The following is a 20,106-nucleotide window of genomic DNA, read 5'->3' on the forward strand; positions in this document are numbered from 1 at the left end:
CAGCGAGATCGCACCATGAACGCCGCCTCCTACGTCATCCCGCTTCCGACCCAGGCTTCGCTTCCCGTCGTCGGGGAAAGCGGCCGTTATCCCGTGCGCCGCATCTGGTGCGTTGGTCGCAACTATCTCGAGCACATCCGCGAGATGGGCAATGACGAGCGCGCCCCGCCGTTCTTCTTCGCCAAACACGCCGACATGCTGGTGCCCGACGGCGCCACCATTCCCTATCCGCCGCTGACCAAGGATCTCCATCACGAGGTCGAACTGATCGTCGCAATGAAGAGCGGCGGCCTCAACATTTCCGCCGAGAAGGCGCTCGACCATGTCTACGGCTATGCCGTCGGCATCGACCTGACCCGCCGCGACCTGCAGATCGCCTCGCGCAAGAAGGAGCGTCCGTGGGAGGTCGGCAAGTCGTTCGACTATTCGGCGCCTTGCTCCGCGGTGCAGCCGGCATCGAAGATCGGCCATCCCGCCAAGGGCAAGATCTGGCTCACGGTCAACGGCAAGGAAGCGCAGAAGGGCGACCTCACCGAGCTGATCTGGAATGTGCCCGAGATCATCTGGCAGCTCTCGCAGCAGGTGAAGCTCGCCGCCGGCGACATCATCATGACGGGCACGCCGGCCGGCGTGTCGCAGCTCCAGCCCGGCGACAAGCTCGAATGCGGCGTCGACGGCGTCGGTACGCTGAAGGTGAGCATCGGTCAGCCGGAATAAGGCTGAGCTCGGGATCACGGGAAAGCAAAGCCCCGGGCATCACGTCCGGGGCTTTTTTGCGGATTCAAGTTCGTCGCTCGTACGCCCCCGCCGCGTTGATGTCCTTTCCGGTGTAATCGGTCATCATCGCGGTCGCGACCAGCGTCACGACCGCGCAAATCGCGATGTAGACCGCGATCGCGGTCGCCGAGTGGAACGTGCCGTACAGCCACGTAGCGATCAGCGGTGCAGGGCCGCCGGCGATCACGGATGCGAGCTGATAGCCGAGCGAGGAGCCGCTGTAGCGCAGGCGTCCGGTGAAGCTCTCGGCGATCAAGGCGGCTTGCGGTCCATACTGCATGTCGTGCGGAATCAGCGACAGGATGATCGCGAGGAAGATGATGGTCAGCGACCCCGTATTGAGCATGGCGAAATAGACGAAGCCGAAGATGCCCGTCACAGCAGCGCCGAGCATATACATGTTCTTGCGGCCGATCTGATCGGAGATATGTCCGCACAGCGGGATCGACACGAACGACAGCACAGAGGCCGAGAGCACCGCGGTCAGCAGGAAGTCGCGCGATAAGTGCAGGGTGCCGATGCCATAGGAGAACACGAAGGCCGTGAAGATGTAGAACGGCGCCTGCTCCGACATGCGCGCAAACGCAGACAGTAGAATCTCCTTCGGGTATTCCCGGATCACCGTGAGCATCGGCGTGCGATCGACCTGGCGTTCGGCCACGAGCTTGGAGAACACCGGGGTTTCGAGAATGCCGAGCCTGATATAGAGGCCGACGCCGACCAGGATGATGCTGAGCGCGAAGGGAACACGCCAGCCCCATGCCAGGAACTGATCACCCGCCATTTGGCTGAACACCAGCACGGCAAGATTGGCGAGAAAAAGCCCGCAGGGCACACCGAACTGCGGCCATGATGCGATCAATCCACGGGATCGGTCGTTGCGCGCCCATTCCATCGACATCAGTACCGAGCCGCCCCACTCACCGCCGACGCCGACGCCCTGAATGAACCGCAGCACGGTCAGGATCACGGCGCCCCAGATACCGATGCTGGCATAGGTCGGCACCACGGCCACGGCAGCGGTCGCCAGTCCCATCAAGAGCAGCGTCGCGATCAGCGTGGATTTACGTCCGATGCGGTCGCCATAATGGCCAAAGATTGCCGCGCCGACGGGCCGCGCGGCGAATCCGACCGCGTAGATCGCAAACGCCTCCAGCGTGCCGACCCAGGGATCGGAGTGAGGAAAGAAGAGCTTTGCGAAAACCAGACCCGTGACGGTGCTGTAAAGAAAGAAGTCATACCACTCGATCGCGGTCCCGATTGTGGAGGCGATCACGGCGCGGCGAAGCTGGCGCTGATGCTCGGGGGCAGAAAGCCGGGTGGCGTCGAGATCAAGTGTTGCCATGGGAGCGCATCCTCAGATTGGCCCCCGCTTGCGTGTTTTCACCTGTTGTTGTTGCCGAAAAAACGGCGTTGGGTTCCAAGGGTTCCAACCGACGTGAAATGGGAGGCTAAAACTTTAGTCGGTCGATAAGCCCCGCGAGGGGGGCACTACCAGGCCTTCACCGGCCGATCGGCGTGGCTTGCCTGCGGCACACCGCGATTGAGCGACATGTGCGAATGCACGCAGAGCCAGTTATCGCCATGTCTTGAAAACACCATCGTGGCCCGGCCGGGGCGCGGAAACGCGCTGCCGTCGGGATGATAGCCCGTGCTCGTCCATGGCACGATCACCGTCGCCATCGTGCCATCGGACGACGCCAGGATCGAGGCCTGGGCGATGACGAAACGGAAGTCGGACGTCTTCGGCCAGACGTTGTCCCATTGCGTGGTGACCCATTGGTCGAGGCCGGGAATGACGTCGTTGTGCGTGCCGAACGCCAGCACATCCGGATGGAAGAGCGGCCGCGCCGAAGCATAGTCGACCTCGCGGACATAGCCCGCGAAGGTCTCCAGCCAGTGGCGAAAGAACTGTGTGATCTCGGTATTCGCGGTCGGCAAGGAGGCCATCGCCTGCTCCATGTTCGGCAACTCAATCGCGGCAATCTTTGTTGCCATGAGGCGAACCGTCCAGCAAGATATGTGGAGAGCACCGGTGGAGATCGATCCACGAACCGGGCCGATTTCATGGAGCCGGACTCATGAGACGCCTTCTCCTGCTTGCAGCCACGCTTATCGTCTCGTGCAATGTTGCCAGCGCGCAGTCCAGTCAGCCCTATGCCGGCCTTGAGCATCGCTCCATCAAGGCGCTGTCGCAGCAGCAGATCGAGGATCTTCGAGCCGGACGTGGCATGGGCCTGGCGCTTGCCGCCGAGCTCAATGGATATCCCGGGTCCGAGCCATGTTCTCGAGTTCGGTGATCGACTTGATTTGACCGCGGATCAGCGCATCCGGGTTCAGCGCCTCTTCGATGCCATGAAGCAAGAGGCGGTCCCGCTGGGTAACAAGCTGGTCGAGCAGGAAACGGAGTTGGACCGGCTCTTCTCCACCCGCGTCGTGACATCGGAGTCACTCAAGGCGACCCTCGTTGCCATTTCGGAAACCCAGGCACTGCTCCGCGACAGCCACCTCAAATACCATCTATCGACAACCGCTCTGCTCGACCGGAGCCAAATGCAGCGATACGCGGAGCTGCGCGGTTACCAACGCCCCGATGGCTCCGAAGCACACAAGCACCATCACTAGACGCGGTCATCGCAGCGCCGACAGCACGAAGAGGCCGAGGATCACCGCCGTCAGCGAATATTTGAGCGTGTAGTAGACGTTGCGATTCCATTGCTTGACCTTGCGGGTCGCGAGATGGATCTCGTAGAGCTTGCCGAACACCTTGTTGAGCACGCCGACGCTCTCGCCGTCGACGTTCTGGGTTGCAGAGGCCTTGACGATGTGGTGGCTGACCCAGCGGTTGATTGCGGTCATGAAGCCGTATTTCATCGGACGCTCGACGTCGCAGAACAGGATGATGCGATTGACGTCGGTGGCATTCTCGGCGCTGTGAATGAAGGTCTCGTCGAACATGAAGGCCTCGCCGTCGCGCCAGACGCATTCGACGCCATCGACCAGGATCCGGCACCTGTTCGAGTTCGGCGTGACGAGGCCGAGGTGGTAGCGCAGCGAACCGGCAAAGGGATCGCGGTGGGCGCCGAGCTTGCCGCCCGGCGGCAGCATCGCAAACATCGCACCATGCACGCTCGGAATGGAGTTGAGCAGCTCCACCGTCTTCGGGCACAGCGTGCGCGCCGAGGGCAGGAAGTCATCGTACCATTTCAGGTAAAAGCGTTTCCAGCCGCTCTTGAAGAACGAGTAGAAGCCCCAATCGTTGTTCTTCGCCGCGGCGCGAATGAAGCCTTCGTCGAACAGGCGAACGGCCTCATCGCGAATGGTCTCCCAATTTTCGCTGAGGGCTTTCAGCTCGGGAAACTGATCGACCGGGATCACCGGCTTGTTCGGCACCGCCGAGCCCGCATACATCAGCACATTGTAGGGCGCGAGATAGGTGGAGTGGTCGCCAAGCTGGCGCGCGAAGCGCAGCCGCTGCTTGCCGCGGAAATGAACGTAGATGGTCGATGCCGCCAGCACATAGAGAATGACGAGTTGCGGCGAAAAAAGCAGTTTTAACATCTCCCCAGTTCCCGGTGATTTAACCGGGGACGTGATCTATCCCGACGCGGCCCGAGTGGCAAGATATCGACATGCATCCTGAGGCTGCTCCGCAGGTTGTGATTGGCACGGCCCTGGGCGGGGCGGCGCACAAGGACAAATCGAAGCCGCGCCCACCTCAATACCGGCGTTGCAGCCGCTTTCGGCCGCGTGGTATCTTGGGTTCCACAGGTTGGGAATCTGGAGTTGCGTCTTGGGGATATGGCGGTCGTTGGCGGGCTTCGCGCTCGCGCTGTCTCTGCTCGGAATATCCGTACCCGCGAATGGCCAAGGCGTTCAGCCGCGGCCGCAGCAGGGCAAGACGCCAGATCCGGAGCTGCGGGGCCAATGGCTGCGGCAAGGGCAGACATTCGCCTGCCGCGTCGAAACCAAGAAGGGCGCCGCCCCGCCGGATCCTGATTTACTCAGCTTCGCCTGCCAGCGCATGGGCGCGCTGGGCGTCGGCATCTCGGAGGCGTCACTGAAGGCCGCGCTCGGCGAACCGCACCGCAAGCTGCCGCCGGCGAACAACGCAACGAACTATGTGTACTTCCTCGGCAAGGCCGATCAGTCTCCTTATCTCGCCGCAACCGTGAAGGCGAACCGCGTGATCGCGCTTCAGTTCAGCGGGCCGGCACCTGCCCCCCGGCTACAGCTTCAACCACATCAATCTCGGCGACAGCACCGAGAAACTGATGGCGCAGTTCGGCGGCCCCTTCCATGTCGGGCCGAGCGGGCTGGAGAAGACCGAGCTCTGGACCTATCATCCATGGCCCTTCTCATTCGAAGTGCAGGCGGACCGCGTCACGTCAATCCGGATCAGCGATCCGACCGTCCAGTAAACAGATTGTACGGGGCCCTGGTCACGCCCGTGACAGGGCCTGGAGACCCTTGAAGGTCAGGCGCTTCGGGTCGGTGACGCCGGCGAGATACAGGCGGCGAATGAACGTGATCACGGCGTCGCGGTCGCAATCGGTCAACGCGACGACGGCGTCGACCGCGATTTTCTGGGCTTCCATTGGGTTCACCTCGGCCTTGCAAGTAACCCCGGCCGAGACAGGCTAGGACTCCGCGGTTAATCCGGCGTTAACCGTTCGGGCAGCATGGCTGATTCAGCCTAGCGGCCGTATACGCAAAACAACGCATTGCCCGTGCGCGCAGCGGCTCACCGCGCAGTGATGCTGTTCTTGAGCTGAGCAAACTGCTTCTTCAGCCGCGGCACCGCAAAGTCCGTGAAGGTCCGCACCTTCGGCACCGAGAGCCGGCCCTGCGGACAGATCAAATGCGCGGGCATCTCGGGATCCTCGTCGCCGGCCAGCACGATCTCGAGTTCGCCGCGCGCGACCTGCTCACCCACCTGGTACGAATACATTCGCGCCACACCACGGCCGGCGACGGCCGAGGCCACCGCCGCATAGGTGCTGTTGACGACGAGCCGCGGAGTGAACTGTACCGTGCGGGCTGCCGATGACCGGGCCTGCGGTGCAAAGGTCCAGGAATTGGGAAGGTGCGCCATCGCGACGATCTGGTGCTTGGCGAGGTCGCCGGGCTCGGTGATGCGCGGGTGCTGCTTCAGATAGCGTGGTGATGCCACCACGACGCGGCTGATCTCGCCGACCCGCATCGCGACCATCGCCGAATCCGCGAGATGGCCGATGCGGAGCGCGACGTCGACCCCCTCCTCGATCAGATTGACCGCACGATCGAACAGCAGGAGTTTTGCCGACACGGTCGGAAAGGCATCGAGAAATGCATCGAGGATCGGCCGCAGCACCATCTCACCCGACACCACGGGCGCAGTGATTGTGAGCAAGCCGCGGGGCGCTGTGCGGGGCCCGGCCGCAATGTCGTCGGCCTCCTCCAATTCGGTGAGCACGCGGCGACAGACCGCGACATAGCGCTCGCCCTCCTCGCTCAGCTTGATCGAACGTGTGGTCCGATGCAGCAGCTCAGCGCCGGCCCGCTGCTCCAGGAAAGCAATGGCGCGGCTCACCGCCGCCGGCGAACGGCCGAGCTTGCGGCCCGCAGCCGCGAGGCTGCCCTCGTCCACCGCAAGGACAAACACCTTCATCGCATCCAGACGATCCATACGTTTCCCGCCAGCCCATCGAGCTCCGACTCCAAGCTAGGCGTTCGCTCCCGCTGCGACAACCACCGCCGGGCGCCGGCCCGGCATTCGTTCGCGCCGCGAAAGAGTGTCTGCCGGACAGCGCATATTCGCAGCCGGCCCGCTGCGGCGTACGTCATCCGCCAAGCCAGCCGCCGCTGGCGCAGATTATGAACGCCAACAACAGGAGCCCGTCATGGGTATCGAACAGAAGGTCGCCATCATCACCGGTGCTTCGCAGGGCATCGGTGCCGCCCTGGTCCAGGGTTTTCGCGATCGCAACTATCGTGTCGTCGCGACGGCACGCTCCATCAAGCCGTCGGGCGATGACGATGTCCTCGCCGTTCCCGGCGACATCTCCGAGAGGGCTACGGCCGAGCGCGTGGTCTCCCAAGCCATCTCCCGCTTCGGCCGTGTCGACACGCTGGTCAACAACGCCGGCATTTTCGTCGCAAAGCCGTTCACGCAGTACACGGCGGAGGACTATGCGGCGGTGATGGGCACCAACGTCGCGGGCTTCTTCCACGTGACGCAGCTCGCCATCGCTGAGATGGAGAAGCAGGGGTCCGGCCACGTCGTCCAGATCACAACCACGCTGGTCGACCAGGCCAATTCGAACGTGCCCTCGGTGCTGGCCTCGCTGAGCAAGGGCGGGTTGAGCGCCGCGACCAAGTCGCTCGCGATCGAATATGCCAGGTGCGGTATCCGCGTGAACGCGGTGTCGCCCGGCATCATCAAGTCGCCGATGCACCCCGTTGCGACGCACGCCCAGCTCGATGCGCTGCATCCTGTCGGCCATATGGGCGAGATGTCCGACATCGTCGATGCTGTGCTCTATCTCGAAGGTGCCTCCTTCGTCACCGGCGAAATCCTGCATGTCGACGGCGGCCAGAGCGCCGGCCACTGAACGCATCCGTGTCTTCGCGCGCACGAGGAGGACGTGACAGACGCAGATGCCAAGCAGCAAGTCCACCCCCGACCGCGTCAGCGGTCGGGTTCGATATCGGAGCCACTTGTTCACAGGCGCCGTCGTGCTCGCGCTCGCGATTGATCGTCTGCCGCTTACCACGCGCAAGGCATAGAACACGGAGGTCGTTGCGATCAGGAATAATATTGCATCACGCCATCGTCGATCCGGCCGAACCGCAAGGAGACGATGTCGAGCGCGTAGTTGTAGAGCCGCCACGGCTGCTTCGAGCCTTGCTTCGGCATCTTTGCGACCGAGCGCTGGACATAGCCAGAGGTGAAATCGAGCGATGGCTGCGCCGTGATCGCGGGATCGTCATTATGCGGCATGCACTGCCGGAAATTGTGCCGGTCCATGTAGTTGATGAGGCGGCAGACATACTCGCAGGTGAGGTCGCATTTCAGCGTCCATGATGCGTTGGTGTAGCCGAACGCAGAAGCCATGTTGGGCACGTCGGCATACATCATGCCTTTGTAGGTCAGCGTATTGGCGAAATCGACGGCGCGTCCGTCGACGCTGATGTCGAGACCGCCGACGACCTGGAGCACCAGTCCCGTCGCGGTCACGATGATGTCCGCCGCAAGCTCGCTGCCGTCCTTCAGGCGGATACCGTCGTGCGTGAACGTGTCGATCTGTTTGGTGACCACCGAGGCGCGCTGCTCGCGGATCGCCTTGAACAGGTCGCCATCCGGCACGAGGCAGAGCCGCTGGTCCCAGGGATTGTAGCGCGGCGTGAAATGGGTCGCGACGTCGTAGTCGGGGCCGAGCGCCATCTGCACGCCCTTGAGAACCAGCTCCTTGACCTTCGCAGGGCGGCGCCGACTGAGCTGAAAGAAGAACATCCCCCACATCACGTTGCGCCAGCGGATCAGGTGGTAGGCAAGCCGCGTCGGCAGATTTCGCCGCAATTTGTTGGCGACGGGATCCTGCGCCGGGCGCGACACCACGTAAGTCGGCGAGCGCTGCAGCATGGTGACCTGCGCGGCCGTCTTGGCGAGCTCCGGCACCAGCGTCACCGCGGTCGCGCCCGAGCCGATCACGACGACGCGCTTGCCGGCGCAATCGATGTCGTCGGTCCATTTCTGCGGATGCACGACGCGGCCGGCGAAATCCGCGACGCCCGGAAACTCCGGCGTGTAGCCTGCCTCGTACTTGTAATAGCCCGAGCACATGAACAGGAAATTGCAGGTGAAGCGCACGGTTTCTGCCATGCCCTCGCCGGTGATGCTCTCGGCCTCAATGGTCCAACGTGCGTCCGGCGTCGACCACACGGCACGCTTGACGCGATGGCGGAAGCGGATGTGCTTCTCGATACCGTTCTCGGCAGCGGTTTCGCGCACATAATTGAGAATCTGCGCGCCGTCGGCGATCGCCTTCGGATCGGTCCAGGGCTTGAAGGAATAGCCGAGCGTGAACATGTCGCTGTCGGAGCGGACGCCGGGATAGCGAAACAGATCCCAGGTGCCGCCGATGCAGTCGCGCCCCTCGAGAATGACGTAGCTCTTGCCCGGGCATTTGGTCTGTAGATGATAGCCCGCGCCGACGCCGGACAGGCCGGCACCGACGATCAGCACGTCGAAATGTTCTTGCGACATTTGTTTCCTCCGCCGTCAACGATTGTCTGACCGGGACGATCCCTCGTCAACCGGCAATCGCCCCCTGACACAACCGCGAGGAGACACGTGCGTCGCGCTCAAAACAACAAAGCCCCAGATCGCTCCGGGGCTTTGCGTCAATTATAGATGCGATCAGCCGATCAGTACCGGTAATGGTCCGACTTGTAAGGACCTTCCTGCTTGACGCCGATGTAGTCGGCCTGGTCCTTGCGCAGCTCGGTCAGCTTGACGCCGATCTTGGCGAGATGCAGCCGGGCCACCTTCTCGTCCAGCGACTTCGGCAGCACGTAGACTTCCTTCTTGTACTTACCGTCCTTGTTGTTGGCGAAAAGCTCGATCTGCGCCAGCGTCTGGTTGGTGAAGGAGGCCGACATCACGAAGGACGGATGGCCCATCGCGTTGCCGAGGTTCACGAGACGGCCTTCCGACAGCATGATGATGCGATGCTTGTCGGGGAATTCGATCTCGTCGACCTGCGGCTTGATGTTGGTCCACTTCAGGTTACGCAGACCCGCGATCTGGATCTCGTTGTCGAAGTGACCGATGTTGCAGACGATGGCGCGATCCTTCATCGCGCGCATGTGCTCGATCGTGATGATGTCCTTGTTGCCGGTCGCGGTGACGAAGATGTCTGCGCGGGGGGCGGCGTCTTCCATCGTCACGACTTCATAGCCTTCCATCGCCGCCTGCAGCGCGCAGATCGGATCGACTTCGGAGACCATGACGCGGCAGCCGGCCTGGCGCAGCGAGGCGGCCGAACCCTTGCCGACGTCGCCGAAGCCCGCGACCATCGCGATCTTGCCGGACATCATCACGTCGGTGCCGCGGCGGATGCCATCGACCAGCGATTCACGGCAGCCGTAGAGGTTGTCGAACTTCGACTTGGTGACGCTGTCGTTGACGTTGATGGCCGGCCATAGCAGCGTGCCGGCCTTCTGCATGTCATAGAGACGATGCACGCCCGTGGTGGTCTCTTCGGAAACGCCCTTGATGCTCTTGGCGATCTCGGCGAAGTAGCCCTTCGGCTTCTCCTTGAGCTGCTTTTTCAGAAGCGCAAAGAAGACTTCCTCTTCTTCCGAACCCGGCTTGTCCAGGAACTTGGTGTCGCCGTTCTCGGCGCGTAGACCGAGATGGACGTACATGGTGGCGTCGCCGCCGTCGTCGAGGATCATGTTCGGGTGACCGCCGCCGTGCCAGTCGAACAGCTTGGCTGTGTAGTCCCAGTACTCGGAAAGGCTCTCACCCTTGACGGCGAATACCGGAATGCCGGCGGCAGCGATCGCCGCCGCGGCGTGGTCCTGCGTCGAATAGATGTTGCAGGAGACCCAGCGGATGTCGGCGCCGAGCGCGGCCAGCGTCTCGATCAGCACGCCGGTCTGGATCGTCATGTGCAGGGAGCCGGCGATGCGTGCGCCCTTCAGCGGCTGCTTCGGGCCGTACTCCTCGCGGGTGGCCATCAGGCCGGGCATCTCGGTCTCGGCGAGCGAGAGCTCCTTGCGGCCGAAATCGGCGAGCGAAATGTCCTTGACGATGTAATCGGTGAAGCCGGGCTTCGCGTTCATTGCGGGCGTCCTGTTGTTGAATTGGTCATTCCGGGTCGCCCTGGAGAGGCGAGCCCGGAATCTCGAGGCGATGGATTAGGAATTCCGGGTTCGCCGCTGTGGCGGCGCCCCGAAATGAAGTCGGTGATCAGACCGCGCGCTTGAGCGCTTCGACGAGATCGGTCTTCTCCCAGGAGAAGCCACCCTCGTTGTCGGGGGTACGGCCGAAATGGCCGTAAGCGGAGGTGCGCGCGTAGATCGGGCGGTTGAGATCGAGATGGCTGCGGATGCCACGCGGGGTGAGATCCATCGCCTTGGCGGCGGCCTTCTCGAGCTGATCCTCTGAGACCTTACCGGTGCCGTGGGTGTCGATGTAGATCGACAGCGGACGCGCCACGCCGATGGCGTAGGCGAGCTGCAGCGTGCAGCGGTCGGCAAGACCGGCCGCGACAATGTTCTTGGCGACGTAGCGGGCAGCGTAAGCCGCGGAGCGGTCGACCTTGGTCGGATCCTTGCCGGAGAACGCGCCGCCGCCGTGCGGGGCCGCGCCACCATAGGTATCGACGATGATCTTGCGGCCGGTCAGGCCGGAATCGCCGTCGGGACCGCCGATGTAGAACTTGCCGGTCGGGTTGATGTGCCAGATCGTCTTCGCCGTGATCCACTCCTTCGGCAGCGCCTCGCGCACGTAGGGCTCGACGATGTCGCGGATCTGCTTGGACGAGATGTCCTCGACCAGATGCTGGTGCGACACCACGATCTCGCGCACGCCGACCGGCTTGCCGTTCTCGTACTGCACGGTGACCTGGCTCTTCGAGTCCGGGCCTAACACCTTCTCGCGGCCCGAGTGGCGCGCTTCCGAGATAAGGCGCAGGATCTTGTGGGCGTAGAAGATCGGCGCCGGCATCAGATCCGGCGTCTCGTTGGTGGCGTAGCCGAACATGATGCCCTGGTCGCCCGCGCCCTCTTCCTTGACTTCGCCCGGCTGCAGCGCATCGACGCCCTGCGCGATGTCGGCGGACTGCGGATGCAGCAGGATCTCGATGTCCGCCTTCTGCCAGTGGAAACCTTCCTGCTCGTAGCCGATGTCCTTGATCGCGGCGCGCACGACGCCTTCGATCTGCTCATTGGTGACGGATGCGGGACCGCGGGTCTCACCGGCGATCACGACCTTGTTGGTGGTCGCGAGCGTTTCGCAGGCGGCACGGATTTGCCAGGGATCGATGCCTGCTTTCGGTCCTTCGCGGTAGAACAGATCGACGATCTCGTCGGAGATCCGGTCGCACACCTTGTCCGGATGGCCTTCGGACACGGACTCGCTGGTGAAGAGATAGGACGCGCGCATCAGTAACCCCTTGTTCCGCCGCTAGCTGGCGGGCGTTGCGATATTTAGCTTTGAATGATGTCAATCACGCCGGCGCGAGATGACGTAGGATTCGTCGAGAAACCAGAGCCCATTGTACTTTCGCAGCACGTCCCTGGCGGCATCCAGAGTGCGGCCGTTTTGAGTCATTTCCGTCAACCGGTCGTCCTCAATCTGAGCGACATACACCGCCGCATTCCAGGCTGCAAAGGCCGTCGAGGTTCCGATAGTGCCCGTCACCTCGTTGGGCAGCGCTTCCATATCATACCTGAAGATCGAGCGGTTATCTGCGTAAGCATTAAAATTTAAGTCGCGGCCCACCGAGCCGAGCTCGTACTTCACCGCGCGCAATAGCTCATGACGGCTCACCGAGAAAGGATTTTCTCCGGGCCAGATCGCCTGGATCATCTCCATGCCCGGATCCTGGCCGTGGGAGTGAATTCCGATCAGGCGGCCGCCCGCCCGCAAGGCCCGGGCCAGGGGCGCAATGATCCGTTTTGCCCGAAAATTGACCGAAGACAGCGCGCGGTATGGCTGGGATGCAATGACGAGGTCGAAATTGGCCTCGGCCTGGCCCGGCCGCGGAATGGTCGAATCGAGCAGAAAACGCTGATCTTCGCGGTAGAGCACCAGCACGACAGGCCGCTCATAAAGCGGCATTCCCGTGCGCGGGCTGACCGCCGCGCGCCAGTTCTGTTCCAAAAACGGCTTCAACTCCGCGATTTGCGTCTCGAACTCGCCCGAGGAAGCACCCCGCAGGGGAACTTCATGCCAGACTGTCGCGGCTGCCGCCGCGGGCGATGATGGCGTGAGCCAGGGCGCCTCCGCGTAAAGCATGTTGGTAAAAACGAACACCGAGGCCGGATGCTCGAAAATGCGATCCGGCACCTTGTCCAGCGTCAGGCGGAGGTCCTCGAGACTGAGCTCCTTGCCGGCAACATAGAAGGGCATGTGCGGAAAGCGCTGATGCATCGAGCGCAGCACACGCGCCAGCACCGTGCCGTCGCCAACGCCGGCATCGAACACACGCAGCGCCGGGGGGCGGGGATGGATGCTGGCAAGCTCCAGCGCCACGCGCTCGGCGACCACCCGCTTCTCACTGCAAGTGTGGACGAACAGCAGGTATTTCTGGCGGTTCTCGAAAAAGCGGAAATTGCCGCGCGGATCGCGCTTTTCCGGCGGCACCTGAAGCCCCCGCGGGGGCGGCACGCCGCCGGCCATCGATGCGGCCATGTAGGCCTGGATCCGATCCAGCGTGTCAATCGTGATGCGCTTGCCCTCGCGCAGGCGGTGCACGAGCTTCCCATCGTTCACCGCGCGCCGTCCGAACGTCGACTCCGCCATGTCCGCCTTGCGGCAGAACTCGGTGATTTGGCTCAGGATTTCGTCATTCTTCATGGAGTGGGACGCGGTGGGCAGAAGGATTGGGTAGCGCCTCCTAGCAAAATCTGCCCACTGAGGGAATAGGGATAGAGCCGCCCCCGTTTGCCATGTGCACAACAGCGAGGCCGTGAACCACCTTCCCCTGCCGGGCAACAAACAGACGCCTCTCCTCTACGGGACCACCACCAATGCGTCGCCTGCTCGTCGCGCTCTGCCTGCTCGCCGCAACCGTTTGGTCGGCGCCCGCTTTTGCGCAGGCGCGCAGCCAGCTTGGGCCGCTCTGCACCACCGACACCACGCCGGCGGACCAAATGATCGACGCCTGCAGCAAGATCATCGCGCTGAAGGTGTTCAAAGGCGAGCAGCTCGCGACGGTCTACTTCTGGCGCGCGGTGGGCTGGAACAAGAAGGGCGAATACCCAAAGGTCATCACCGACGCCACGGAAGCGATCCGGCTCCAGCCGAGCCAAGCGGCCTATAATCTCAGGGGATCGGCGTATTACGACAGAGGCGACTACGAGATCGCGGTCGCCGATTTCGACGACGCGCTGAAGCTGGGGCCGCCTGATGGTACCATCTTCCATAATCGCGGCAATGCCTGGCGCGGCAAGGGCGACTACGCCAAAGCCATTGCCGATTACGATATGTCGATCAAGGCCGATCCCAGATCGGCGTTCTCGTTCCAGAACCGCGGCATCGCGAAGGAGGCACTCGGCGACCTCGACGGCGCGCTGGCCGACATTAACCAAGCGATCCGGCTCGATCCGACGCTGCCGCAGCCGCTGATCAACCGGACCGCGATCTGGCGCGTCAGAGGCGATTACGATCGCGCGATTGCCGACGGCAGCGAAGCGATCCGGCTTGCGAAGGAGAAACCGCCCGTCAACATCATGACGCCGCCGAACAGCGTGCTGATCTCGGGCTACACCCATCGCGCGCTGGCCTACGAGGCAAAAGGCGACTACGCGCACGCGAGCGACGACTACAAGGCCACGCTGGCGATCGCGGCGTCCGATGCCGGCAGCAGGGCCAATCAAGCCACCGCAAAGGTGCGGCTGTCGCTGATCACCGACGCAAGCGCAGCGATCCCGCGCGATGCGCCGTCACCGACGACCGAGCCGGCAAAGGCACCGGCTCCCCAGCAGACGGGTGCCGCGGCGCCCCCCTCGCCTGCTCCGGCCGCGCGCGGCACGCGCATGGCGCTGGTCATCGGCAATGGCGCCTATGCGCATGTCAAGGCGCTGCCTAATCCCCCCAATGACGCGCGCGCCGTCGCGAAGAGCCTGCGCGACATCGGCTTCACTGTGTTAGAAGGCGTCGACCTCGACCGCGCGGCGATGCAGAAGATGACGCGTGACTTCTTGCGGGAAGCGGCGCGGGCGCAAGTCGTGGTGGTCTACTATGCGGGCCACGGCGTGCAGGTCGACGGCCGCAATTATCTCATTCCCGTCGACGTCGAACTCAAGCCGGGCGCGAGCATGACGGACGTGATGATCGACATGGACACGATCATGGCCGGCCTCGACGACCAGGTCCGCACCAACATTTTGATCTTCGATGCCTGCCGCAACAATCCGATGGCACAGCAGGTCGCATCGGCCGGCACCAACCGCGCCATCGAAGCTGCCTCGGGACTCGCGGCGCCAACGAGCCTGGGAGCCGGCGCGACGCTCGGTGCCGGCACGCTGATCGCTTTCGCCACTGCGCCGGGCCAGGTCGCGCTCGACGGCGAAGGCGCCAACTCGCCGTTCTCCGCCGCGCTCTCCCGCCATCTCGGCACGCCCGGCCTGGAAGTGCAGCAAATGCTGACGCGGGTGCGGGCCGAGGTGGTCTCGACCACGAAGAACAAGCAGGTGCCGTGGTCGAACTCCTCGCTGCTGGGAGAGGTTTATCTGGCGGAGAAGTGAAGGGCGTGTGCCTCACCCTCAGCTGTCATCGCCCGGCTTGACCGGGCGATCCAGTACGCCGAGAAGTCAGCGATTCTCCGAGAAGCCGCGGCGTACTGGATTCCCCGCCTTCGCGGGGAATGACAGTGAGCGAGTGGAGCCTTATTGGCCCCACACTTCCTTTGCGATCTCCACCGCGAGGCTGAGCTTGGCCCACTGCTCCTCTTCGGAGAGGACGTTGCCCTCCTCCGTCGACGCAAAACCGCACTGCGGGGAAAGTGCAAGCTGCTCCAGCGGGGCGAACTTGGCAGCTTCCTCGAGACGGCGCTTGATGGCGTCCTTGTTCTCGAGCTCACCGAACTTCGAGGTGATGACGCCGACCACGACGACCTTGTTGCCCTTGGGCAGGAAGCGCAGCGGCTCGAAGCCACCGGCGCGGTCGCTGTCGTATTCGAGGAAATAGCCGTCGTAATTGGTGCCGGCGAGCATGGTCTCGGCAACCGGCTCGTAACCGCCTGACGAAATCCAGGTCGAACGGAAATTGCCGCGGCAGACATGCGTCGTCACCACCATGTCGGCGGGCTTCTCGGCCAGCGCGTAGTTGATGACGCGCGCATAGATCTGCTGGAGGCCTTCCGGATTGTCGCCGCGCTCGCGCGCCTTTTGCAATTCGTCCGGCGAGCAGAGATAGGCCCACACGGTGTCGTCGAACTGGAGATAGCGGCAGCCGGCGTCATAGAACGCCTTCACGGCCTTGCGGTAGGTCTTGCCCAGGTCCTCGTAGAAGGCGTCGAGGTCGGGATAGACTTCCTTGGAGATCGCCCTGCGGCCGCCGCGGAAGTGCAGCACCGCCGGCGACGGAATTGTCATCTTGGCGGTGACGTGAGCCTGGTCGGCGACCTTCTTCAGGAAGCGAAAGTGATCCAGCATCGGGTGGTCATCGGGGAAATCGAGCTTGCCGATCACCCGCACCGCGTCGTGCCGGGTCTCGACGCCCGCAAACTGGATGCCGGTGTCGGGGTGGAACATTTCGCAGCCGGTGAGCTTGGCCAGGAAGTCGAAATGCCACCAGGAGCGGCGGAATTCGCCGTCGGTTGCGAGCTTCAGGCCAAGCGAAGCCTGCTTATGCACGACCTTCTCGATCTCCATGTCCTCGATCTTGCGCAGATCGTCGGCCGAGATCTCGCCCTTCTCGAGCCTGGCGCGGGCTTCCTTGATCTTGGCGGGGCGCAGGAGGCTGCCGACCTCGTCGGCGCGGAAGGGGGCTTTGGTTCGCTGCATTCTTAAACTCCCGTGAATTTTTTAGTGGGCCGCCGCCCCTGCAACGCCGAGGTGGCGTTCAAGAACCGACGGGTCGGCCTTCAGCGCGGCGCTCGGGGCGTCGTGGACGATCGTTCCGCGCTCCAATATCACAACACGGTCGGCCAGCCCCAGAATCTTTTGGGCATTCTGCTCGACGATGATCGAGCAGATGCCACCGGCCCGCGTGATGGTCCCGATCGCTTTCAAGAGCTCCTCGACGATGATGGGAGCGAGGCCCTCGGTTGGCTCGTCAAGGAGAAGCACTTTCGGATTGAGGGTCAGCGCGCGGCCGATCGCCAGCATCTGCTGCTCGCCGCCGGAGAGCTGGTTGCCAAAATTGCTCCGCCGCTCCTTCAACCGCGGGAACATCTCGTAAACCCTCTCGACGGTCCAGGGACCGGGCTGGGCCACCGCGGACATGTTCTCCTCCACCGTGAGAGAGCGGAAGATGTTGCGCTCCTGCGGCACCCAGCCGATCCCGGCGCGCGCCCGCTGGTCCGGCCGCAAGGTCGTGACGTCAGTACCGGCCAGCCCGACAGTGCCGGAGAAGCGACGCGTGACGCCGACGATCGAGTTGATCAGCGTGGTCTTGCCGGTGCCGTTGCGCCCCAACAGCGCCAGCACCTGGCCTTCGGCGAGACGCAGCGACATGTTCGGCAGCACCACGGCCTCGCCGTAGCCGGCGCGAAGCGAGTCGATCGCGAGCAGGTCAGACATTGACCGCCTCCTCGCCGAGATAGACCGCCTTGACCTGCGGGTCGCGCGCGACCTGCTCGGGCGGGCCTTCGGTAAGCAGCGCGCCGGAGACCAGGACAGAGATGCGGTCGGCGAAGGAGAACACGAGGTCCATGTCGTGCTCGATCAGCAGCACGGTGACGTCGCGTGGCAGGCTGCCTACGACGGCGAGAATGTCGTGGCGCTCGCTCTCGGGTACGCCGGCGGCAGGCTCGTCCAGCAGCAGCACGCGCGGCTTGGCGGCGATCGCGACCGCGATCTCGAGCAGGCGCTGCTTGCCATAAGGCAGCGTCACCGTCTGCTCGTTCATGACGTCGAGCAGGTGGAAACGCGTCAGGAGGTCGGTGATCTCGCCGTTGACGTCGCTGCGCGTGCCCATCCGCCGCCACCAGTCGCCGCCATGGCCGAGGCGCTCAGAGACAGCGAGACCGATGGTCTCGAGCGGGGTCAGGTCGGGATAGAGCTGGTTGATCTGGAAGGTGCGCGACAAGCCGCGCAACACGCGCTTATGCACGGGCAGATCCGTGATGTCCTGGCCTTCGAGCAGGATGCGGCCCGAGTTCGGCTTGAGCACGCCGGTGAGCTGGTTGATGACCGTGGTCTTGCCGGCGCCGTTCGGGCCTATCAGCGCGTGTCGGGCGCCCTGCTCGATTTTCAAGGACAGATCGCGGGTGACGCGCAGACCGCCGAACTGCTTTTCGAGATTTTGGGTTTCGAGCGCGATGGTCATGCGTCGCTCTCCGGCACGGCGACAACGGCTTTGCGCCCGGCTATCTGCTTGATGACCAGATTGGGCACATACAGCATCCAGCGATGCAGTCGCGGCCGGCCGACCAGGACGATCACGACCAGCACGAGGCCGATCCAGAACTGCCAGTATTGCGGAGTGATGGTCGAGAATAATTCCTGCAGCATGCGAAACAGCACTGCGCCGATCAGCCCCCCATAGAGATAGCCGGTGCCGCCGATGACGAGGACCAGCATCAGGTCCGCCGAGCGCTCGAAGGCGAACACGTCCAGCGAGGCGATCGCGGTGGTCTGGGTGAACAGCGCGCCCGCGATGCCGGCATAGAACGCCGCGAGCGTGTAGATCGCAATCAGCCGACGGTTGACGGGGATTCCGATGGCGGCCGCGCGGAGCGGATTGTTCTTGATCGCCCGCAATGACAGACCGAACGGCGAGTGCACGACCCGGCGAGCGAACAGGAACAACAGAAACAGAACGGCGAGCGAATAGAAGAACCCGGTTTTGCCGAACATGTCGAACGGGATCTCGCCGAAGATCGGCTGCATCTCGATACCCTGCAGGCCGTCGGTGCCACCGGTGATGTTGGAGAAGCGTTCGGCCAGCGCCTCAAGCAACAACGCGATCCCGAGTGTCACCATCAGCCGCGTCAAGTCGACGCCGCGGATCACCAGGAAGCTGGTGGCGAAGCCGAGCACCATCGCGACAAGGCCGGCGACGACAAGCGCAAGGACGGGCTCGTTGATGATCCCGTGCAGCGCGAGAAGCCCCGCCGCGTAAGCGCCGACGCCGAAGAAGGCGGCATGGCCGAGCGAGACGATGCCGGCGTAGCCGAGGATCAGATCGAGCGACATCGCAAACAGCGCGAGCCGCAGGATGTCCGTCATGATCAGGTAGCGCGTGGGAAATACGAAGCCGCAGGCCAGCACGATCAGCCAGAAAGCGGCCTCGCCATAGTGCCAGCGTGCCTGGCGCTGGGCGTGATAGCCGACGTCGGAGGAGGCGCTCATCGGCGACTCAACGCGCAGCCGTGCGGCCGAACAGACCGTTCGGGCGCCAGATCAGGATCACGATCATCATGGTGTAGATCACGAAAGGTCCCATCTTCGGGACGTAATATTTGCCGGCGACGTCGCCGATGCCGAGCAGCAGCGAGGCCAGGAACGGGCCGGTGATCGAGGACGAGCCGCCGACGGTGACCACGATCAGGAAGTAGATCATGAACTTCAGCGGAAAGTACGGGTCGAGGCCGAGGATCTCGGCGCTCAGCGCGCCACCGAGGCCGGCCAGGCCGCAGCCAAAAGCGAATGTGAAGGCGAACACCTGCGGCACGTTGATTCCGAGGCCGCTCGCGGCGCGGGGATCGTCGACCGCGGCGCGCAGGCGGCTGCCGAACCGCGTCTTGGCCAGCACCATCTGGAGACCGATGGTGAGCAGCCCGCAGATCACGATGATCATCAGCCGGTAGCGGCCGATGCCAACGCCGAACAGGTCGAACTGACCCTGGAGCGCCGCCGGCAGGTTGATGAAGACCCGCGACGAACCCTGGATGTAATCGACGGCCGCGACCGACATGAACGTGAGGCCGATCGTGAACAGCACCTGGTCGAGATGGCTGCGCGCATAGAGGTGTCGGTACAGCGTGCGCTCGAGCACGATGCCGATCGCAGCGGAGGAGACGAAGGCGAGCGGCAATGCCGCGAAGAATGGCCAGCCCATCCGGTTGACCAGCACCATGCAGACATAGCCGCCGGCCATGGCGAAGGCGCCATGGGCGAGGTTGACGAAGTTCATCAAGCCGAGCGTGACCGCGAGCCCGCAAGCCAGCACGAACAGCAGCATGCCGTAGGCAACGCCATCGAACAGGTTGGTGAGGATTGAGGTCATTGAAGGCCGGAAGTTATCTCAGGTGTAGCCAGGGGTGTGCTGCGCTCCCTCTCCCGCTTGCGGGAGAGGGTTGGGGAGAGGGTGCCTCAACAACGAAGACTCCCCCAGAGGAGAGGACCCCCCCCCCCCCCGCGGCGCCCCCCCCCCCCCCCCCCCCGCGCGGGGGGGCGGGGGGGGTGGGGGCCGGGGGGGCGAGCGGGCGCGTGGGGGGGGGGGAG

General features: G+C 63.7%; 19 protein-coding genes. 5 read left to right on the forward strand and 14 right to left on the reverse strand.

Translation table 11 applies throughout. The annotated features are described in order from the left end of the window. Window positions 1-15 precede the first annotated feature (15 nt). The gene (locus AC0L3K_RS05415; protein ID WP_247455143.1) at window positions 16-717 is read left to right on the forward strand and encodes a fumarylacetoacetate hydrolase family protein; all 702 of its coding nucleotides are present in this window, start codon (window positions 16-18) and stop codon (window positions 715-717) included. A 64-nt stretch (window positions 718-781) separates the two neighbouring features. On the opposite strand, the gene AC0L3K_RS05420 is transcribed toward AC0L3K_RS05415, so the two are convergent. Next, window positions 782-2,122 carry an MFS transporter gene (locus AC0L3K_RS05420; protein ID WP_473365534.1) on the reverse strand — a complete coding sequence of 447 codons (1,341 nt, stop codon included), beginning with the start codon at window positions 2,120-2,122 and terminating at the stop codon, window positions 782-784. Between the two features lie 146 nt (window positions 2,123-2,268). Next, on the reverse strand, window positions 2,269-2,727 hold the full coding sequence (locus AC0L3K_RS05425) for a YybH family protein (RefSeq protein WP_473365591.1): 459 nt from the start codon (window positions 2,725-2,727) through the stop codon (window positions 2,269-2,271). Between the two features lie 276 nt (window positions 2,728-3,003). Between AC0L3K_RS05425 and AC0L3K_RS05430 the strand changes: the two genes are divergently transcribed. Beyond that, on the forward strand, window positions 3,004-3,402 hold the full coding sequence (locus tag AC0L3K_RS05430) for a Spy/CpxP family protein refolding chaperone (protein ID WP_473365535.1): 399 nt from the start codon (window positions 3,004-3,006) through the stop codon (window positions 3,400-3,402). Window positions 3,403-3,408: 6 nt separating this feature from the next. On the opposite strand, the gene AC0L3K_RS05435 is transcribed toward AC0L3K_RS05430, so the two are convergent. Beyond that, complete coding sequence (locus AC0L3K_RS05435; RefSeq protein ID WP_473365536.1) at window positions 3,409-4,338, reverse strand: aspartyl/asparaginyl beta-hydroxylase domain-containing protein; 930 nt, start codon at window positions 4,336-4,338, stop codon at window positions 3,409-3,411. Window positions 4,339-5,051: 713 nt separating this feature from the next. On the opposite strand from AC0L3K_RS05435, the gene AC0L3K_RS05440 reads away from it, so the two are divergent. Continuing rightward, entirely contained in the window at window positions 5,052-5,198 is a 147-nt protein-coding gene (locus AC0L3K_RS05440; protein ID WP_473293899.1) for a hypothetical protein, read from the forward strand. A gap of 21 nt (window positions 5,199-5,219) precedes the next feature. On the opposite strand, the gene AC0L3K_RS05445 is transcribed toward AC0L3K_RS05440, so the two are convergent. Next, the gene (locus tag AC0L3K_RS05445) at window positions 5,220-5,375 is read right to left on the reverse strand and encodes a hypothetical protein (protein WP_473365537.1); all 156 of its coding nucleotides are present in this window, start codon (window positions 5,373-5,375) and stop codon (window positions 5,220-5,222) included. Between the two features lie 146 nt (window positions 5,376-5,521). Further along, window positions 5,522-6,445, reverse strand: coding sequence for a LysR family transcriptional regulator (locus AC0L3K_RS05450; RefSeq protein WP_473365538.1), 924 nt, complete (start codon window positions 6,443-6,445; stop codon window positions 5,522-5,524). A gap of 214 nt (window positions 6,446-6,659) precedes the next feature. On the opposite strand from AC0L3K_RS05450, the gene AC0L3K_RS05455 reads away from it, so the two are divergent. Continuing rightward, a complete protein-coding gene (locus tag AC0L3K_RS05455) occupies window positions 6,660-7,370 on the forward strand; it encodes an SDR family NAD(P)-dependent oxidoreductase (RefSeq protein WP_473365539.1) in 711 nt (236 codons plus the stop codon). Window positions 7,371-7,564: 194 nt separating this feature from the next. On the opposite strand, the gene AC0L3K_RS05460 is transcribed toward AC0L3K_RS05455, so the two are convergent. The 4 genes from AC0L3K_RS05460 to AC0L3K_RS05475 all read right to left on the reverse strand — a co-directional run bounded on the left by AC0L3K_RS05460 (window position 7,565) and on the right by AC0L3K_RS05475 (window position 13,348). Then, window positions 7,565-9,025: a flavin-containing monooxygenase gene (locus AC0L3K_RS05460; RefSeq protein WP_473365540.1), complete on the reverse strand. Its 1,461-nt coding sequence runs from the start codon at window positions 9,023-9,025 to the stop codon at window positions 7,565-7,567. Window positions 9,026-9,186: 161 nt separating this feature from the next. Next, on the reverse strand, window positions 9,187-10,608 hold the full coding sequence (gene ahcY / locus AC0L3K_RS05465) for an adenosylhomocysteinase (protein ID WP_473365541.1): 1,422 nt from the start codon (window positions 10,606-10,608) through the stop codon (window positions 9,187-9,189). Between the two features lie 127 nt (window positions 10,609-10,735). Further along, window positions 10,736-11,932 (reverse strand): methionine adenosyltransferase, encoded by a 1,197-nt coding sequence (gene metK, locus AC0L3K_RS05470; protein WP_473365542.1) that lies wholly within the window; start codon window positions 11,930-11,932, stop codon window positions 10,736-10,738. A gap of 60 nt (window positions 11,933-11,992) precedes the next feature. Continuing rightward, window positions 11,993-13,348, reverse strand: a complete 1,356-nt coding sequence (locus tag AC0L3K_RS05475; RefSeq protein WP_007601977.1) for a hypothetical protein — start codon at window positions 13,346-13,348, stop codon at window positions 11,993-11,995. Window positions 13,349-13,521: 173 nt separating this feature from the next. Between AC0L3K_RS05475 and AC0L3K_RS05480 the strand changes: the two genes are divergently transcribed. After that, window positions 13,522-15,240 carry a caspase family protein gene (locus AC0L3K_RS05480; protein WP_473365543.1) on the forward strand — a complete coding sequence of 573 codons (1,719 nt, stop codon included), beginning with the start codon at window positions 13,522-13,524 and terminating at the stop codon, window positions 15,238-15,240. Window positions 15,241-15,381: 141 nt separating this feature from the next. On the opposite strand, the gene AC0L3K_RS05485 is transcribed toward AC0L3K_RS05480, so the two are convergent. From AC0L3K_RS05485 to AC0L3K_RS05505, 5 genes are read right to left on the reverse strand one after another with little or no spacing between them, the layout of a single operon-like run. Continuing rightward, the gene (locus AC0L3K_RS05485; protein WP_473365544.1) at window positions 15,382-16,500 is read right to left on the reverse strand and encodes a cobalamin-independent methionine synthase II family protein; all 1,119 of its coding nucleotides are present in this window, start codon (window positions 16,498-16,500) and stop codon (window positions 15,382-15,384) included. A gap of 21 nt (window positions 16,501-16,521) precedes the next feature. Beyond that, window positions 16,522-17,238, reverse strand: a complete 717-nt coding sequence (locus AC0L3K_RS05490; protein WP_027519013.1) for an ABC transporter ATP-binding protein — start codon at window positions 17,236-17,238, stop codon at window positions 16,522-16,524. Further along, on the reverse strand, window positions 17,231-17,986 hold the full coding sequence (locus tag AC0L3K_RS05495; protein ID WP_473365545.1) for an ABC transporter ATP-binding protein: 756 nt from the start codon (window positions 17,984-17,986) through the stop codon (window positions 17,231-17,233). The genes AC0L3K_RS05490 and AC0L3K_RS05495 overlap by 8 nt, the downstream gene beginning before the upstream one ends. Continuing rightward, entirely contained in the window at window positions 17,983-19,011 is a 1,029-nt protein-coding gene (locus tag AC0L3K_RS05500; protein ID WP_473365546.1) for a branched-chain amino acid ABC transporter permease, read from the reverse strand. The genes AC0L3K_RS05495 and AC0L3K_RS05500 overlap by 4 nt, the downstream gene beginning before the upstream one ends. 7 nt (window positions 19,012-19,018) lie before the next feature. Next, window positions 19,019-19,888: a branched-chain amino acid ABC transporter permease gene (locus AC0L3K_RS05505; protein ID WP_007601971.1), complete on the reverse strand. Its 870-nt coding sequence runs from the start codon at window positions 19,886-19,888 to the stop codon at window positions 19,019-19,021. Between the last annotated feature and the right edge of the window lie 218 nt (window positions 19,889-20,106).

It is taken from the genome of Bradyrhizobium sp. MI1.10, assembly GCF_055811035.1.